Annotated in this window: 15 protein-coding genes; 3 read left to right on the forward strand and 12 right to left on the reverse strand. The window is 57.6% G+C overall.

Features of this window, described 5'->3' with window-relative positions; all coding sequences use genetic code 11:
* Positions 1-2 precede the first annotated feature (2 nt).
* Both ACR0FB_RS10130 and ACR0FB_RS10135 read left to right on the forward strand, forming a co-directional pair.
* The gene (locus ACR0FB_RS10130; RefSeq protein ID WP_480620523.1) at positions 3-1,010 is read left to right on the forward strand and encodes a flagellin; all 1,008 of its coding nucleotides are present in this window, start codon (positions 3-5) and stop codon (positions 1,008-1,010) included.
* Positions 1,007-2,101: a flagellar basal body P-ring protein FlgI gene (locus tag ACR0FB_RS10135; RefSeq protein WP_171635626.1), complete on the forward strand. Its 1,095-nt coding sequence runs from the start codon at positions 1,007-1,009 to the stop codon at positions 2,099-2,101. Before ACR0FB_RS10130 ends, ACR0FB_RS10135 begins: the two co-directional genes overlap by 4 nt.
* 54 nt (positions 2,102-2,155) lie before the next feature.
* Here the strand turns inward: ACR0FB_RS10135 and ACR0FB_RS10140 are convergent, their stop codons facing one another.
* The 7 genes from ACR0FB_RS10140 to ACR0FB_RS10170 all read right to left on the reverse strand — a co-directional run bounded on the left by ACR0FB_RS10140 (position 2,156) and on the right by ACR0FB_RS10170 (position 9,690).
* A complete protein-coding gene (locus ACR0FB_RS10140) occupies positions 2,156-2,800 on the reverse strand; it encodes a DUF1523 family protein (protein WP_171635623.1) in 645 nt (214 codons plus the stop codon).
* Positions 2,801-2,810: 10 nt separating this feature from the next.
* Entirely contained in the window at positions 2,811-3,077 is a 267-nt protein-coding gene (locus ACR0FB_RS10145; protein ID WP_171120117.1) for a hypothetical protein, read from the reverse strand.
* A 1-nt stretch (position 3,078) separates the two neighbouring features.
* Entirely contained in the window at positions 3,079-4,416 is a 1,338-nt protein-coding gene (locus tag ACR0FB_RS10150) for a DUF6638 family protein (RefSeq protein ID WP_480620525.1), read from the reverse strand.
* An 88-nt stretch (positions 4,417-4,504) separates the two neighbouring features.
* Complete coding sequence (locus ACR0FB_RS10155; RefSeq protein WP_480620527.1) at positions 4,505-5,296, reverse strand: hypothetical protein; 792 nt, start codon at positions 5,294-5,296, stop codon at positions 4,505-4,507.
* The gene (locus ACR0FB_RS10160; protein WP_480620529.1) at positions 5,293-7,224 is read right to left on the reverse strand and encodes an AAA family ATPase; all 1,932 of its coding nucleotides are present in this window, start codon (positions 7,222-7,224) and stop codon (positions 5,293-5,295) included. Before ACR0FB_RS10160 ends, ACR0FB_RS10155 begins: the two co-directional genes overlap by 4 nt.
* Positions 7,225-7,299: 75 nt before the next feature.
* Positions 7,300-8,418, reverse strand: coding sequence for a hypothetical protein (locus tag ACR0FB_RS10165; RefSeq protein WP_480620531.1), 1,119 nt, complete (start codon positions 8,416-8,418; stop codon positions 7,300-7,302).
* Positions 8,419-8,610: 192 nt separating this feature from the next.
* A complete protein-coding gene (locus ACR0FB_RS10170; RefSeq protein WP_480620533.1) occupies positions 8,611-9,690 on the reverse strand; it encodes a hypothetical protein in 1,080 nt (359 codons plus the stop codon).
* A gap of 284 nt (positions 9,691-9,974) precedes the next feature.
* Between ACR0FB_RS10170 and ACR0FB_RS10175 the strand changes: the two genes are divergently transcribed.
* Entirely contained in the window at positions 9,975-11,450 is a 1,476-nt protein-coding gene (locus tag ACR0FB_RS10175) for an NAD-dependent succinate-semialdehyde dehydrogenase (protein WP_210093204.1), read from the forward strand.
* A gap of 109 nt (positions 11,451-11,559) precedes the next feature.
* On the opposite strand, the gene ACR0FB_RS10180 is transcribed toward ACR0FB_RS10175, so the two are convergent.
* From ACR0FB_RS10180 to glcF, 5 genes are all read right to left on the reverse strand, one after another.
* Complete coding sequence (locus ACR0FB_RS10180) at positions 11,560-13,785, reverse strand: tetratricopeptide repeat protein (protein WP_480620535.1); 2,226 nt, start codon at positions 13,783-13,785, stop codon at positions 11,560-11,562.
* 144 nt (positions 13,786-13,929) lie between these two features.
* Positions 13,930-14,397 carry an Hsp20 family protein gene (locus ACR0FB_RS10185; protein WP_171635607.1) on the reverse strand — a complete coding sequence of 156 codons (468 nt, stop codon included), beginning with the start codon at positions 14,395-14,397 and terminating at the stop codon, positions 13,930-13,932.
* A gap of 123 nt (positions 14,398-14,520) precedes the next feature.
* Positions 14,521-15,336 carry a trypsin-like serine peptidase gene (locus ACR0FB_RS10190; RefSeq protein ID WP_209834223.1) on the reverse strand — a complete coding sequence of 272 codons (816 nt, stop codon included), beginning with the start codon at positions 15,334-15,336 and terminating at the stop codon, positions 14,521-14,523.
* Positions 15,333-16,124 carry a trypsin-like serine peptidase gene (locus ACR0FB_RS10195; RefSeq protein WP_171635605.1) on the reverse strand — a complete coding sequence of 264 codons (792 nt, stop codon included), beginning with the start codon at positions 16,122-16,124 and terminating at the stop codon, positions 15,333-15,335. Before ACR0FB_RS10195 ends, ACR0FB_RS10190 begins: the two co-directional genes overlap by 4 nt.
* Positions 16,125-16,243: 119 nt before the next feature.
* Positions 16,244-17,557: a glycolate oxidase subunit GlcF gene (gene glcF, locus ACR0FB_RS10200; protein WP_171724099.1), complete on the reverse strand. Its 1,314-nt coding sequence runs from the start codon at positions 17,555-17,557 to the stop codon at positions 16,244-16,246.

Here is a 17,557-nt window from a genome sequence, read left to right on the forward strand (position 1 = left end):
CCATGAATATCACTTCTATCGGCGATTTGGCGCGAGGAATGACCTTACGAACCCGCGCAACAGATATCAAAACCCAGATCGAAACCCTGTCTTATGAAATGTCCACCGGGCGGGTACAGGACGTCTCGGGGCGGCTTGGCGGGGATTATTCGCAAATTCTGGATCTCGACCGCAGCCTCGCCAGACTCGACGCCTTTGGCATCGCAACGTCCGAAGCGGCCCTGTTCACCGATACCATGCAACTGAGCCTGAAAACCTTCGGAGATTCGGTCGGAGACATGACCGCGTCTTTGCTGGCTTACGGAACCGCCAATCAGCCCGTCAATCATGAACAAGCGTCCCAACAGGCGAAGAATGAGCTGGACACGATGATCTCGGCACTGAACACGTGCGTAGGAGGGCGCAGCCTGTTTTCCGGTACCGCCACCGATGTGTCGCCCCTGCAATCTTCGAACGAGCTTTTGACGGCGCTGAAATCGCAGTTGACGGGGCTTGCGACGGTCGCTGATATCAGGCTGGCGGCAGAAAACTGGTTCAATGACCCAGCCGGTTTCGACGCCGTGATTTATCAGGGGTCAAACGGCACCCTGTCTCCGATGCAGATTTCGGAAAACGAAAGCGTCACGCTGCCGATCACGGCAACGGACCCGGCGTTCAAGGCCGCACTCAAGGATGTCGCCGTTGCGGCGCTGGCCACCGACAGCGCATTGGCACTTTCGCCCGATCAACGCACCGCTTTGTTCACGCAGTTAGGGGTCGATCTGGCCAACTCACAGGATGCCACCGTCAAGCTCCGGGCAAAGGTCGGGGCGGCCGAAGCCCGCATCGAAGAGGCGGCAACACGCAATTCCTCGACCCGAACCAGCCTGGAATTCAGCCGGAACGAACTGATCGCGGCCGATCCTTATGAGACGGCAGCGAAACTGCAAACGGTGCAATTTCAGTTGGAAAGCCTGTATTCCGTAACCGTTCGCAATGCGAACCTGTCGCTGGTGAACTTTCTGAGATGAGGGCGCTGATATTTCTCCTGCTTCTCCTTCCCGGCATGGCTTGGGCAGGGACAATCCGTCTCAAGGACCTCGTGGATTTTGACGGTGTACGGGGCAACGATCTGGTGGGTTACGGCCTGGTGGTCGGCTTGAACGGAACTGGCGATGGGTTACGCAACGCGCCTTTCACCGAAGAAATCATGTCCAATATCCTCGAACGCCTTGGCGTCAACGTCACAGGTGAGGATTTCCGGCCCAAAAACGTGGCAGCGGTATTGGTCACGGCCAGCCTGCCGCCCTTTGCACGGGTGGGTGGTCAAATCGATGTAACGGTTTCAGCCATAGGCGATTCAAGCAACCTGTTGGGTGGAACATTGATCATGACCCCGCTTAACGCAGCCGATGGCCAAATTTATGCGGTCGCGCAGGGCACAATCCTTGCAGGTGGCGTTTCGGCTGAAGGAGAGGCAGCCTCGGTCGTGCGTGGGGTGCCAACTTCGGGCGTGATCCCATCCGGTGCCAGGGTCGAGCGTGAAATTGACTTCGACTTGTCAACTCTCACTCAGATGCGCCTTGCACTCAGAGAGCCCGATTTCACAACAGCCGCGCGCATCGAAACCGCGATAAACACCGAGTTCAACAGAACCGTGGCAATCATGCGAGATTCCGGCACGGTTGAGATCAACGTCGCGGCGACGCAGGCGGTTTCGACAGCCCACGCCATAGGGCGTATCGAAAACATTCTGGTCGAACCTGAATCGAAAGCGCGCGTTGTTGTTGATCAGCGCTCTGGCACCATTGTCATGGGGCAGGAGGTCCGAATTTCGCGTGTTGCGGTGTCTCAAGGCAACCTGACTCTGACGGTTCAGGAAGCACCGATTGCGGTGCAGCCCAACCCGTTCGCCAGAGGTGAAACAGTGGTCGTGCCACGTACAATCGCAGGGATCGAGGAAGAAGAGGGAACCGGCCTCGCCGAAATCCCCGAAGCCACCACCCTGTCCGAGGTTGTGGCAGGTCTGAACGCGCTTGGGGTCTCGCCTCAGGACATGATCGACATTCTGAAAACGATCAAGGCAGCAGGCGCGCTGCATGCGGAATTCATCGTCAGGTGAAGGGCGCCGCCAGTTGGATGGGCGTGCTGCTGGCACGCCCGCCAAAGCTTGTATCTATTTCGATTTCCAGCTGTCCAGCCAGCGCCGAAATCTGTTGTGTCGCTCTTCTATGGCGTCACCCGCCGCATAAAGGCCGTCTTCCACGTTTTCGATCATCGGATCAATCCGTGCTTGCCGGAACCTGCGCCAACGCACCCACATCGCCCAGACGAACGCCGCAAAGATCGTCAGGAAGATGATATTGAACCAGGGAATGATCCGAACATCCGGCCCTTCAACGTCTTTGATGAAAATGGCGTTGGGAAAGATCGACATGAATTCGTTGCGCCACCCGTAATGAGTTACGACCACCCATTTCGGGTTTTCCTTGGTGGATTTCGCATCATTGGCCTCGGTGTACAGGTTCGCAGTGTCGAACTTGAAATACGGGGGCCATCCCCAGCCGGTATCCTCATTTCGGTACACGATGGGTTTTCCGTTGGCCCGCACTGCCTGAATGAACTGCACATCCCGGTTGGACAGGCTGGTGGATTGATCTTCCGGCTCTGACCAGAAGATCCGGGTCCAGTCGTTCAGATCCTGCCGTTCTTCATAGGTGTTGACGATGCGCACAATGTCATGCTGGGGCAGAGAATATTGCAGGATCACGGCAATCGTACCCCAGAAAATGATAATGAACGCCCATTTCACATAGGCCATGCCTAAACCCTCACATGTAATTCACGATGTAGATCAGCGCGCCAATCGCCACCCACGGCACAATATAGACACCCAGGATCAGTTTACGCCGAAACGAGTTGTCATACACATGCAATCCGCGTTCGACAAAGGCTTCTTTGTTGCCCGTCTTGCCCTTTTCGTCCCACCAGTTCTCCAGTTTCCGCCGGCGTATGCCGCGCGAATAGAAAGACAGCCCGACATAGGCAATCGTCTGGATCACCAGCAAGATCAGCAAAAGGCGCAATAATCCAATCATTTCAACCTTTCCTCACCGAACCCCACGGACCAACCCGGGCAATTATGTCATCGCTGACCCGATCGTCGCCGCTCATATCCGGCTCATGTCCGAACAGGGCGGCGCGGGCGCCTTGCTTGTCCACCTGATATTCGCGCGCAAGGAAGTCGGCCACATAGGCCTTCTTGCTCTCGGGCCAGCCCGAATATGTTCGGTAGAACAATTCTTTGTGGCAGATGAACATCTGGCGCGGGTCCAGCGGGGCCAATTCGGACAACAGCATGTTCACCAGATCACGGTTCGGTGTATCGGTCGCCCGCAAGGTGTAGAAGTAGGCCGGGTGATCCGAGGTGATGCGCGGCCAAGGTCCGCCATCCTTTGCCCAGCGCAGCAATTGCGCAAGGCCGTGATAGGCTTCGGGCAGGCGGTCGGCATGGTTGCGCGCCAACCGGCGCATATCGCTGCGATCCAGACCCGCCATATCCACGCCCGCATCCGCAGCAGCAGAAACCGTCAGAAAATCCATCTTCTGTTGCAGGATCACGCTCGAGTTCACGCCCCGCGCTTCGATGATCGTTTCGACAAGGTTGTTCAGCCCAAGGAATTTGGCGATCTGATTACGTTGCGCCTTTTGAAAGACGTGTTTCAGCGGAAGATCGTCTGGTACGTCTTCCATACAAATTGCGGCCGGGTGATCCAGATCCGGGAACAGATAAAGCCCACCGAAATGCGCTGTCCAGAAGTTGCGCTGCTCGAACGCGGTATGGCGCAAGCGGACGGGGTTTCGGGTCACGTCACCGGTTTCCCTGGCCGTTTCGATCATCTTGGCGATCAGCACATCGTCGAACCAGGCGTCCTCTTCGGTTTTGAACCGCTCGACCATGCCCGCCAGTTGTTCGGCCTTGCGCAGGGTGCCGCCTGCGGTGTCAGCCTCAATCTCAATCTTGCGCAGGTTCAGAAGATCGCGCGGCGTGCTAAGTTTGATGACCGAGTTCACCAATTCTCCGGCCACCGCATCGGTGGCGGTCAGGGCAAACAACTGCGCTTCGTTCATCTCGATGAATTCCCGCAGGATATCGCGCGAGGTCGAGAATTTGACGTTCAGCAAAGGCGCGCGTTTCTGCTCGGTCGTCAGCAGGATGAACTGCCGGTTGACCCCGTTGGGGTTGAGGTAGAGCGAGTCGTCCAGCTCAATCCCCACCTCGGGCGAATAGCCCGAGATATCGACATGGAAGTCCGTCAGCTCCGTGGTCTTTCCCGCCAGATGCTGCAGCGCGCGATTATACCGCTCGACCAGAGCCGGGCTGGAGATGTGGACGAGGTTGCCAAACATCAGGCCTTTTTCGATGAGGCGGATCATAAACCAATCCTAACATCGCAAGGTAATCTTTCACCAGTTGACGTCAGGGACTTGAAGTCTGCCACAGAACGGAAATGGAAGTAGATGCTCATCTACCTTCACTCCGACTATTCGCCCTTATGAAAACGGGTATCCTCAAGTCTTCGTGCTCAGCAACAAGCCGAGGCTCAATCCAATGTGGAGTTTTTCGAGACCTCTTCTTGGGAAATCTGTCCTTAACAGTTTTTTGGACCACAGCGTCAAACGTTTCGTTAACCCAGTCGATTGCATCCACGTTCCATTGGAACCACTCTCTGTGTATCTCTAGCTTATCTTTCATTGAGATCGCTTGCTTTTCTGCGCGATTTAGTCTTGCGACAAACATGGTCTCTTCGCCCAAAGGATGAGCTGTATTGGCTTTATTTCTATGCTCATACAGAGATAACCGCGCCCTTTCGGAAACGTTTTTCAAGTTATCTCGGGCGGGTTTCAATCGATAGTGGCTGGACGCCTCGTGCCTCATGTATTCTGAGTATTTGTAGCCGGCACGATCTCGAAGCGCGGCAAATCTCTCTTCTGCTTTCTTGAAAATCTCGGCAACTACGGGATCACTGGTTTTGTTTTTTTTGTCCTTCAAGTTCACTAGTTGGCTAAATTCGAAAACCTTTGCAGAAAACAAACGCAGAAGCACATTGCTCTGTAGGTAAATCAGTTGGTCAACAACTTCGTTGTTCTCAGTTTCATGCCATGAAAGCATGTACAGACGAGCAATCGTATTGATTTCACTCACTGCATAAGCTGTTACCGACAAAGCTGCTCGCTGGTCTTCTGGAATGCTGTTGAATTCGCTCCAAGTGAGACGGTATTCCGCAACATATTCGATCGCCTTCGGGGCATTCATCCCTTCCCCTCCAGATACCGCCGCTTGGCCTCTTCCATCCGGCCCATCTCACGCACCGCGTTTTCGATGGCGACCTCGTCGCTCTTGTCGGCATAGCGGAACTCGCTGTCGGCGTAGCGGTTGATCTCTTGGATCACCATCTCGACCGTGATCGGTTGGCGCAGGTCCTCGATCATCGCTTTCTTGGTGTCGTAGTCGCGGAACAGGAACAGGTCGGGGTTTTCCATCCATTCGTCGGGCAGTTCGAAATCCATCGCGCGGACCTTGACCGCGTCGGTGATGTTCTTGATCGCGCGACCGGTGAAACGCTCATCCGCCTGTTGGATCGCCTTGAGGTAGGTGCCCAACTTGGCGATTGTGTCCATCTGGCCGATCTCGCCGGACACCCGGTCATAGACCTGCAACAGAGCGTCCTCATGTGGGCGGGAATGGCTTTCGAAACTGGCGGCGACGGCCTTCTTGATTTCCTGCGCGGCGTAAGCTTCGTGTTCGCCCAGCGGGATGTCGTGGTTGCGGCCCATCAACAGGTGCAGGATGTCGATGTAATCCTCGCGCGTTTGCGGCCCGTCCACCAGGAACCGCGCGCCTGCGCGCTGGCGCAGGGCGTCGTCCACATTCTCAGGGTAGTTCGAGAACATGCCAAAGGTGCAGTTGCCACGCACGACTGTGTTGGCACCGGCAAAGCTCTCCATCAGCACGGCGGTGATTTCCAGCTGCCCGGCTGACGATTGCCGGTCGCCGCGTTTGCCTGCCAGCTGGTCGATATCGTCGATAGTGCCAAAGCCGATGACCGAGGGGTCGATGATCGTGTTGATAAAGGCCTTGGCGTTCTGACCGGATTTCCCCTGATAGCTGTCGATATTGTCGGTACTCAGGTTCTGATAGCGGAACGGATAGCCCGCGTTCTGGCAATAATCGTTGATCAGCCCGGCCATCATCTGGATCAGGGTGGTCTTGCCGGTACCCGGCTTGCCGTCGCCCATGAAGGTAAAGATGAACCCGCCCAGTTCCGCGAACGGGTTCAGGCGGCGGTCGAAATCATAGGCCATCACCATCTTGGCCAGCTTCATCGCCTGATACTTGGCGATATGGTTGCCCACCACCTCGTTCGGTTTCTTGAACGTCATGGTGAGCGTTGTGGATTTGGCTTTTGAGGCCGGCTCAAACCCCCGGATCGTCAGGTCATCAGCCTCGATATGCCAGGCGGCGTTCCGGAACGGGGCCAGATGACCTGCGGATTGGGCACGCAGGGCGGCCTTGTCCATCAACTGCTCGGCATAGGCACTGGTGGCAGCGATCAGGTGGGCATCGTCGGGGGCGTGTTTGGCCAGCGTCTGGTCCAGCTCCCACAAAGCACCATGCAGGGCGAGTTGGCCATTGTCGGTCAGGACCTCTTCGACCTCACCAATATCGACGGTGGTTTCGCCCAGATGCGAGGACATCAGGTAAGCCAGCGCATTGCCGAACACGTGCGATGTAATCAGGGCCTCAGCCGTCAGCAATTCCGAGAATTCCGTCTTGCGGGCGGCGGGCAGATCCCCGGCCAGATTGGCCCGTTTCAGATCCGCCAGCGGGGTCTGTTCCGCATAGGCCTCGGCCACGGCCAGAGCGATGGCAATGGCGCGTCGGATCGCCTGCTGCGTGGTTGCTTGCGGCGGAGAGACCAGCGTATCGCCATCATCTGCGGCCTCAATCCGGTCGACCAGATGTACGCCATCTGCCCGCGCCACCCGGCGCGTGACCAGCCCGGGCGTGGTGGACCGAAACCGCCGCCCTGTTGACACGCCGGGCGACCGTTCAACCGCAGCTTCAACCGGTTTGGCAATCCGTGGCGCGTGCTCGAACCCGTTCAGCAAGGCGGTCGCTGCCGGATAGTGCTTGCGAATATCCGCCTCGCGCAATTCCATCTGATCTGACGTCAAATTCATTTTCTTCCTCGCAATGCCGGGCTGAAGCCCGGCCTACTTTTGTCGCGTAGGGCGGGCTTTAGCCCGCCACCCGCTTTAATACCGCAACACCTGCCCCGACTTGCTGACGACGAATTTGCGCACATCGGCAAAGCCTGGCGGGTTGCGCTCGGCCAGCACCTGAAACGGCCGCTGTGGCAGGATGATCGACCGCTGGGTGCGCGTAGCCCCGGTTTCGGCCCCCTGCCCGCCGAACGGGTCCAGCGCAAAGACCTCGCGTTCGACGGTGGAAAACCAACCTGCGCGTTCTTCGATCACCTCTTCGCTTTCCAGCTCCTCAGTGGTCCAAGCCAGCGCCCAATCCTGACCTTCGGGCGCCTGTGCGTCCTCCAACACCTGCCGCAGGGGGCCGGATTGCTCGGTATAGGCCGAGGAATACATCGGGCCCACATGGATGCGGCGCAAATGTTTGGGATGGAGGTCGTCGAAATCCTGATCGAAGCCTTTGGCAATGGTCACCAGTTTCAGACCGCCTAAGCTTTGCGCCATCAGATGCGCCTGCACCTCGGGCCAGCGGCGTTGGTCCTTGGGCAGGGCAGTTTTGCCGCTGTCCTCCAACTGCATCAGGTAAATGACCGGCAGGTTGATCTGGCTGTCATAGACCGCCCAATGGATCAGGAACTTGCGCCGCTCGCCCTCATTCCCGATCCAGTGACATTCGGGATCGTTGCGGGCCCAGAACAGCTGACCTTTCAGCAATTCCTCGTAATAGAGCCTTTGGGACAGCGCGAATTGCAGCTTGGTGGGGATGTCCTGATCGCCAATGATGGTCCGCACCATGTCGGTTTTCAGGTCGTCTTCCGAGGGCATATTCGCCAGATGAACCTGCGCCTGCTGCGCGTCATTGGCCATGGTCAACAACTCGGCCGCCACCGGAAACCCGCTGTCGCGCTTGTCCATGGCGAGGCTGCCAAAGAACCGCCCCGTATCGCGCCCGACCAGCAGGTATTTCATGGACAGCGCGCGGAAGGTGTAGAGCAGCCCCGAAAGGTAGCGCGACACGATCCGCACCTCTTGCTTTGAGATCGCGCCTTCGGCCTCCATCGTCGCGGCCACGCGCAGGAGGTGGACGGTGATCACCTCGAATTTGCGGAAATAGCGTCGCGAGGCGAAGGTGTCGGTCAGGCCGACATGGTCTTGGGTGGGGTTAGTCAACGGTTTCGTTCCACAATCGGTGAGCAGAATGAGCCAGGCTAGCGGCTACAATGCAAATGGCAATCCATCCAAACGGCCCCCCTAGAACTGCGTACATCACTGAGAACACGAGCCAGAAACCGCCGAGAACGACGCACCAAAACCAGTTATCTGGAGCCACTAGAAAAGTAAGCAATTCCAGAAGTTCCAACCTCAACCCCCATACAAATTCTTATCATGCTTCTCGACAATCGAGGCAAACCGGCGGGCAAAGCGTTCGTCCGCCTTGGCCTTTTTCTCCAGCACGTCGCGGGCAAAGACCATATGGTCCTCATGCGCCTCCAGCATGTCGGCCATTTTCTGGTTGGTCGCGGTGCCGATGGCGGCCATGGCCGTCTGCGCCTCTTGGTCGGTCTGAACGCCGATCTCGTTGATGCGGTGGGCCACGTCCTGCTGCTGCGCGGTTTTCAGCGATTTGGTCAGGGCGTCATACAGCACCACGCGCTGTTGTGTGTCTGTCTGCAGCTTGTTGATCAGCACCATCTGCGTCGCCGCCTGATTTTGCAGTGAATCGACCCAGGTCTTGCCCTTTTCAATGTACCGCTCCAGCGTTTGGCTTTTGGCCAGCTTGACCTGCTCTTCCTGAACCTTGGCGTTGTATTGCTTGTTCAGCTCAGCCAATTCAGTCTCTAACTGGGTCCGCGCGGCGGCGTCCTGCTCGACGCTGATCTTGTTTTCAAGCGTGATGATCGTCGGGTCCATACCCTGAATTTCCGCCCGCAACGCTTCCAACTCGGCCACGGTTGCTTCGCGGTCGTCCAGCGTACCGGTCAGGTTGTCCTCGACCTTGACGCGCTGTTCCTCCAGCACGGCCAACTGCCCTTGCAGCAGTTTGACGATCACGTCGGATTTGGCGATCAGGTCTTGCAACTTGTCGTCGATATTGGCGGTGCGCATCCGCTCCTGCCGCATCGACTCGGATTTACCTTTCGAGAAGATGCCGACAAACGACTCCCACCCGGTTTTCGAGCGCATCTCGTCAAAATCCTTGGAAAACGCGCTGGTGACGTCGTCCAGCCCCATGATCAGCTCGGCGATATTGGCATTCATCACCTCGGTATGGGCATGCACATCTTCGAGCGTGGCGTTTTCGATGTCGATATCGGCCTCGGCAGTGCCGATCTTGGCGCGGGCCGCTTCAATGCGCGAGGTCAGCCCTTCGATCTGAGACTGGCTTTCGCGCACTTTGGCTTGAGTCTCTTCTATCAACGCTTCGAATTGCTGGTTCGACATCGCTTCTATCCCTTTTTTCTTCTATTACCCAATAAGATAGGAAATGTTACACTGATTTACATCCCCTGGGTCTCAAAATTCACCCAGACTTTGGCAAACTCCTTGGCAAAAAGAAAGGCGAGACCGGACAATGAAACGCGCAGATTTCGGGTGACTCGATTAAATTAACTTGTTAAGTAATTTTTTGATCAAATCTGGATTGATTCCACATCCAGAGTGGCCATAGACAATTGAGACATCACCTGTTTGGGTGCGCACAACCCAATTCACGCCGGAGGCTTATCATGCTGGACGCAACGACCGATCTGAAGTCAATCCTGAAGAACCCCGAATTGCTTGTAACCAAAGCCTATATCGGCGGTCAGTGGGTGGACGGTGACAATGGCACGTTCAAAGTCACAAACCCCGCTCGGGGCGATGTGGTCGCCGAGGTAGCAGACGTCAGCCGCGCTCAGGTCGCCGGAGCAATCGCACAGGCCGAAGCCGCGCAGAAAGAATGGGCCAAGCTGACCGGCAAGGAACGTGCAGCCATCCTGCGGCGCTGGTTCGATCTGATGATGGAAAACGCCGAGGATCTGGGCAAGATCCTGACCGCTGAACAAGGCAAACCCCTGGCCGAAGCCATCGGCGAGATCGGCTATGGCGCGTCTTTCATCGAGTTCTTCGGCGAAGAGGCCAAGCGCGTCTATGGCGAGACTATTCCCGGCCATCAGCGCGACAAGCGGATCATGGTGATGAAGCAGCCGATCGGCGTTGCGGCCTCGATCACGCCCTGGAATTTCCCCAACGCGATGATCACCCGCAAGGCAGGCCCGGCTTTGGCCGCCGGCTGCGCCTTTGTGGCGCGTCCGGCCACTGAAACGCCCCTGTCGGCGCTGGTACTTGCGCTGCTGGCGGAACAGGCCGGCGTACCCGCGGGCGTGTTCAACGTGGTGCCCTCGTCACAGGCCAGTGAGATTGGCAAGGAGTTCTGCGAGAACCCCGGAGTGCGCAAGCTGACCTTTACCGGATCGACCGAAGTGGGCCGCATCCTGCTGCGCCAGGCGGCCGATCAGGTCATGAAATGTTCGATGGAGCTGGGTGGCAACGCACCGTTCATCGTGTTCGACGACGCCGATCTGGATGCCGCAGTCGAAGGCGCGATGCTGTGCAAGTTCCGCAACAACGGCCAGACCTGCGTCTGTGCGAACCGTATCTATGTGCAGGTCGGTGTCTATGACGCGTTCGCGGCCAAACTGAAAGCGGCAGTGGAAGCGCTGAAAATCGGCGACGGTTTGACCGAAGGCACCACCACCGGCCCGCTGATCAATGCCGACGCTGTCGCCAAAGTCGAAGAACATATCAAGGACGTGACCGACAAGGGCGGCGCGGTTCTGACAGGCGGCCTGCCCCATGATCTGGGCGGCACGTTCTTCCAGCCAACCATCGTGACCGGCGTGACGCAGGACATGCTGGTGGCGCAGGACGAAACCTTCGGCCCGCTGGCCCCGCTGTTCAAGTTCGAGGACGAAGACGACGTGATCGCCATGGCCAATGACACGATTTTTGGTCTGGCCTCGTATTTCTATGCCAAGGACCTGAGCCGCGTCTACAAGGTGGCCGAAGCGCTGGAATACGGTATCGTCGGCGTGAACACCGGCATCATCTCAACCGAGCTGGGCCCGTTCGGCGGCGTCAAGCAATCCGGTCTGGGCCGCGAAGGCAGCCATCACGGCATGGAAGACTATCTGGAAATGAAATACGTCTGCATGTCGGTCTGATCCAATACGGTCTCTGTCCCATTGCGGTGGGCAGAGACCCCGCGTCCGGAAACGCAATCGCGTCGTCTTTTGACTGTTCATGGCGGCGGCCCAGTCGACGCTGACACGGCTATTCTGCGGATTTGTCGCGGATTTGTTCGATTGCACGGGTCGCGAACTTTCCCTGCAACGAACCGTCCACCATGGCTTCCAGCGCGGGCAATGCAGAGGACGCCGCGCCACCTATTTTCCCCAATGCAATAGCTGCCTCTTTGCGGACAAACACCGACGGGCTTTCAAGAAGCGCGATCAATTCCGGCACCGCTGGCTCTGCCTCGGGACCAAACAGGGCCAGCGATTGGGCTGCCGTCCTCTGATCTTTGGCATCCCCCCGTGACAGGTCCGCCCTCAGGCTTGCTATGGTTTTTTCCGGAGGCAACGCCGCCAGACGCAGCCCGTCGTTCAGCCGGGCGTTCAACTGCTGGTTCTCACCGACCCAGCGAATGATGAAAAAGTAATTCTGAACAGCGTCCTGTATGACACCGGCATGCTTGCCCTTTTGCCATCGGTCGATGATGGCCCTGCCCGCACGGCGATCTCCATTCAGGGCCAGAACCGAGGCTGCAAATGGCATCAGCTCGGTTGCCTGCGGATTTCTGCTCAACTCTTTCTCGATCACATCTGCCGCGCCCGTCAGGTCATTCAATGCGTAAAGAGCCGCCGCTTCGAACAGCGCGTAGTGGCTGGGAGAATTGGGATCCAGCCGGGTCGCAGCTTGTACAAAGGCCAATCCTTCCTCTGGCTCACCGGCTGCAATCAGCGCCCATCCCATCGTCAGATGCGCCTCGGGGTCGCTGGGTTGCAGCGCGATGGCTTTCGCTGCTTCTCGTCTGGCTTCTTCCGTCCCCCGACCTACCCGTAGGTTACTGTCCCAATCCGGAAGGTTGAGACTGACAATAGCCCGGATAACGTGCACCAGGGCGGTATCCTGCTCCATCACATCCCGGTAATATCTGTAAAACAGGCCGATATGCATTTGCGCGCCTGACTCTGCAAACCCATTCCAATGATGAAAGATGTGCGGCCGCAAATGCGCCAGGGCAAGCGTCGCCCAGGCACGCCCATAATCCGGGTCCAGTTCCACGGCCTTTTCAAAATGGGGAATTGCCGCAAGGTTGTCCTGTTCGTTGAACTGCGAATACAACTCCCACCCGCGTTGGAAGGCTTCGCGTGCCGCAATGGTCTGGGTTTCCACGCTTTCGATGGCTTGCCGGCTTTGAGGGTCGAGCGGAAGATCCAGCTCCTGCGCAATTGCGAGAACAATGGTTTTCTGCACTTCAAAGACGTCATCAATCGCGCCATCAAACCTGTCCGCCCAGATCAATCGCCCGCTCAATGTGTCGGTCAGTCGAATGTTGATCCGGAAATCTTCATCCGCACGTCGCACGCTGCCGTCAACGACGTAGCGAACCCCAAGTTCTTCGGCGAAACGTGCGATATCTATGTTTCTGTCGCGGTATGCGAAGGATGAATTCCCGGCGATGACGAACAATCCGGATATTCGGGACAGGTCCGTGATCAAATCCTCAGAGATACCGTTGATCAGCATCTCCTTGGATGCGTCATCGGTGTAATTCGCAATCGGCAACACGGCGATGGAAGGCAGATCCGGTAAAGGGTAAACCATCTGCGCCTCTGAGGCGCGCAATTGGCCCGTCTTCCACGGTTTCGTCAGAAAAAGCCCAACAGCTGCCAACATCACCAGCAGAGCTGCCAGTGGCAGCCAGCGGGATGTCCTCTGCGTGCGGCTTTTTCGCGGGGAAGGCAAAATTTCCGCTTCTACGCGGAAGGCCTGAACCAGGTCTGCGATGTTCTTGACGTTCTGTGGCCCGATCGGGGCAAAACCATAGGGCACTTTGTTGCGCGCATAATCGACGATGGATTGTGAAACAATGATACCGCCGGGATCTGCCAGTGCCTCAAGCCGCGCGGCAACGTTCACCCCGTCGCCAAGGATGTCATCCCCGTTCGAAACCACATCGCCGACATTCAGGCCAACCCGAAACGCGATGGCGTTATCTTGATCGGTGCCCGCGTTTCTCTTTGCAAGATCGGCCTGAATTTCCACGGCGGCGTGAACCGCATCGACGGCGCTGCGAAATTCGATCACAAAGCTGTCTCCCGCAGTGTTCGCGATGCGCCCTGAATGCCGGGCGATCGCCGGCTCTATCACTTCGCTGCGGATCAGGCGAAGCTTTGCGATGGTACCTTCTTCGTCCAGACCAACCAATCTTGAGTAGCCGGCGATGTCGGCTGCCAGGATAGCTGCTAGTCGACGTTTTGGTCGGCTTTCCATAATGCCCAAGACTATCAGGCGGATAATTTGCTGGGAACCAGTTTTCGAGCACACCAAAAACACAACGCCCCGCATCTGGAGGAACGCGGGGCGTGTGTTGCGGCAGTCCGGGAGGAGTGAACTGCCGCGGGATATTCAGAAGCCTCAGTTCACGGCTTTGGCGTCCATCACATCCTTCTCGATGGCTTTGGCCGAGGTGATCTCGATCCGGCGCGGTTTCAGGGCCTCTGGAACCTCGCGCTTCAGTTCGATGTTCAGCATACCGTTTTCGTGGCTAGCACCGGTGACGCGGACATGATCCGCCAGGGCAAACCGACGCTCGAACGCGCGGGTGGCGATGCCACGGTGCAGATAGGTGCGCTCTTTGTCTTCGGCGGCTTTTTTACCTGCCACGACAAGTGAATTTTCTTTCACTTCAACGGTCAGGTCGTTTTCCGAAAAACCGGCAACGGCCACCGAAATCCGGTAGGTGTCGACATCAGTTTTTTCGATGTTGTAGGGTGGATAGCTGGGCTGGGCCCCATCATTGGTCAGAACGCGATCCATCATGTCGGCAATCTGGTCAAAGCCAATGGTGGCGCGGTGCAGCGGTGCAAAATCAAACGTACGCATGTGTCATATCCTCATTCTTGAGCGATTTGCGATAAGCGCCCTCCGACTGGACGGGCGATTTCAGGTACCGGACCCCGTTGTGGCGGTCCGATACACATCACATGGGTAGCGATTTCGCCGAGTTCAACCCCCGCCAGAACTGATGAATTTCGCACCAGATCCTGACTTACCGGACCCGACCTGCAATCGGCGGATCGAAGCCTTGGGCTGAGGTGCATCGCGCCGCATGATGGCCTTGAGCTCGGCGACGATCCCGTCAAGCTCCATGCCAAACCCCACCTTTCTACGGCCGTTCGTGCCTACCGCCGATACCACGGACAGGATCTGCCAGCGCGCACCGTTTTTCGCCAGAATTGCAGACCCGGAAGACCCGAAAGTAATGTCGCAATCAAAGGTGATCAGACCCTGCCTGCGGTCGATGATACGGCACGACCGTTCTCGGGTGATCGCCTCGGACCGTCCCCGCCCATACGAGGCAATGCTGATCTCGTTGCCCGGAACATGGCCGCTGTGCAGCGCAAAAGGGTCGGCGACCGAATACGGAATAGGCTCATTCAGCCGCATCAGGGCCACGTCCAACTGGACGCCTTCGTGCGACAGCGGGTTCTGCGCCCCATAGCTGGGATGAAGGGCGATTTGCGTGACCTGACGTTCGGCCAAAGCGTTGCCGTTGCTGAGGCCTGCACGAAACGTGATGTCTTCGGGCACATATGTCTTCCCGGTTCGACGATCCACCGCACAATGGGCTGCGGTCAGTACCATGTCCTGCGCGATTAACGTGCCGGTGCAATACGAGGCATCGCGGACATCCAGTCGACCGATAGCCTCCCAACCATAAAGGTCATCCCGGTCGGTCAGCTTGCGCTTGTTGGATTGCGCTTGCGGCGCTGTTGCCAAGACGCTCAGGCCCAATAACAAGCTCCAGAAGACTCTCATCATGGTCGAATGAACCTTGCGCCTATGTTCTTGTTTGTTCCCGATCCGGACGAGGAAAGCCCAAATCCCCGCCCCGCAGAAAGTTCGTCACGCAGCAATTGCAGCGAATGCTCAACCGCGGTTCCAATTGCGACACTTTGGCCGTCCATACTGGCCTTGGCCGCAACCACCGATACGATCTGAGGGCGCGCGCCCGAGAAAGAAAAAACGGGTGCCCCCGAAGACCCGAAATCAACATCGCAGGACATGACCATAACCCCGGCCTGCCGATTCATGACCGAGCAGACCTGTTGCAGCGACGGAGCTTCTGACCGGTCATGCGCATAAGACACAACGCCCACTTCAGCGCCACGTTTGGGCTGATCGCCCGACTCAAATGGAATGACGGCGGTATTACGGATCGGCTGCCACAGCTCGATCAAAGCCACGTCCGCGCTTACCCGGTCGGCCGTAGAATCGACGCCATATTGGTAGTCCGGATGGATCACAGCCTGGCGCGCGGTCCGATAGGCCAACGCACGCCCCAAACGCCACCCAGCCAGAAACTCGATATCCGCAGGGTTGATCCGTTGTCCTGATCTTTTGTCGAACAGGCAATGCGCCGCTGTCAGTACAAGCGTCGGCGACACCAGCGTTCCGGTGCAAAACCCTGCGCCGGCGATATCCAACCGCCCGACAGCCATCCACTCGCGCCCGGAATCCGACGTATCCAGGCTTTCCAGCCTGGTGTCCTGCGCCGTGGCCGCCAATGGCAAGACACAGAGCACGATCGCCTTGATCCAGTTGCGCACGCGGTTCTCCGAGACTCACTTTGAAGCCTTTGTCCTACGTGCCGCGTTGGGCGAAAATAGGGCGATCAGGCATCAAAGGAATTTCCCTGGGAAATGATGCGCGCTGGCATCAGCATGATTCACCGCAAGACGGGAACCGGATCCGCTGTTCTCTGCAAGGCCGGTGGCTTTGGCCCGCCCGTCGCCCAGTCCAGCAACTCTACCGTGTGAACGATCGGCAGTTGCGTACCAGAACCGATTTGCATCATGCACCCGATATTGCCGGCAGCAATGATATCGGGCTGTTTCGCCTCAAGTGTTCTGACTTTTCGCTGTTTCAACTGGCCTGATATTTCCGGCTGCATCAGGTTGTACGTTCCCGCGCTGCCGCAGCACAAATGACTGTCGGCGGGTTCGACAACCGTGAAACCCGCGTGTTTCAGCAAGTCTTTGGGATAGGATTTGATCTTCTGCCCATGCTGCAATGAACAGGCTGCATGATAGGCGACGGTCAGGTTTTTGTTTTCCCCCGCCGACAGGTCTAGCTGGATCAGAAGTTCACTGACATCCATGGCGATTGCAGACACACGCGCCGCATCTTCGGCAAGCGGGTCATTGCGAAACATATGCCCATAGTCTTTCACGGTTGTGCCACAGCCAGAGGTGTTGATGACGATGGCGTCCAACCCATCACCGTCCATTTCCCGTTTCCAGGCTCTAATATTGGCGGTTGCCGCCATATGACTGTCTTGCACTTTGCCCATGTGATGGGTCAAAGCTCCGCAACACCCGGCACCGTCAGCGATCACGACCTCGCACCCCAACCGTGTCAGCAGGCGGATCGTGGCGTCATTGATATCGGTGTTCAGCGCCTTTTGTGCGCAGCCCGTCATCAGCGCCACCCGCATTTTTCGTTCACCGCCGGGCGCAAAACTCTGCGGATCATCGTTGCGGCTGACAGACGGGATATGCTTGGGCGCCATCTCCAACATCGCGCGCAGCCGGGCATCAGGCATCAGGAACCGGAAAGGACGGCCCAGCCTGGCCCCGATCAGGGCCCAACGGAACCGCATCGGATAAGGCAGGATCTGCGCCAAAACCCAGCGCAACACGCGATCCGTCAGCGGGCGCTTGTAGTTGGCCTCGATATATTCGCGCGCATGATCGACCAGATGCATATAATGCACACCTGACGGGCAGGTGGTCATGCAGGCCAGACAGGACAGGCAGCGGTCGATGTGCTTGACCGTCTTTTCGTCGGGCACGCGCTCGTTTTCCAGCATGTCCTTGATCAGGTAGATGCGCCCACGCGGACTGTCCAGCTCGTCTCCCAGCACCTGATATGTCGGGCACGTGGCCGTGCAAAATCCGCAATGGACGCAGTTTCGCAGAATCTCGTTCGAGCGCTGGATGGCCGGGTCTTGCAATTGCTCATCGGTGAATGTTGTCTGCAT

Source organism: Ruegeria sp. P10 (assembly GCF_056534925.1).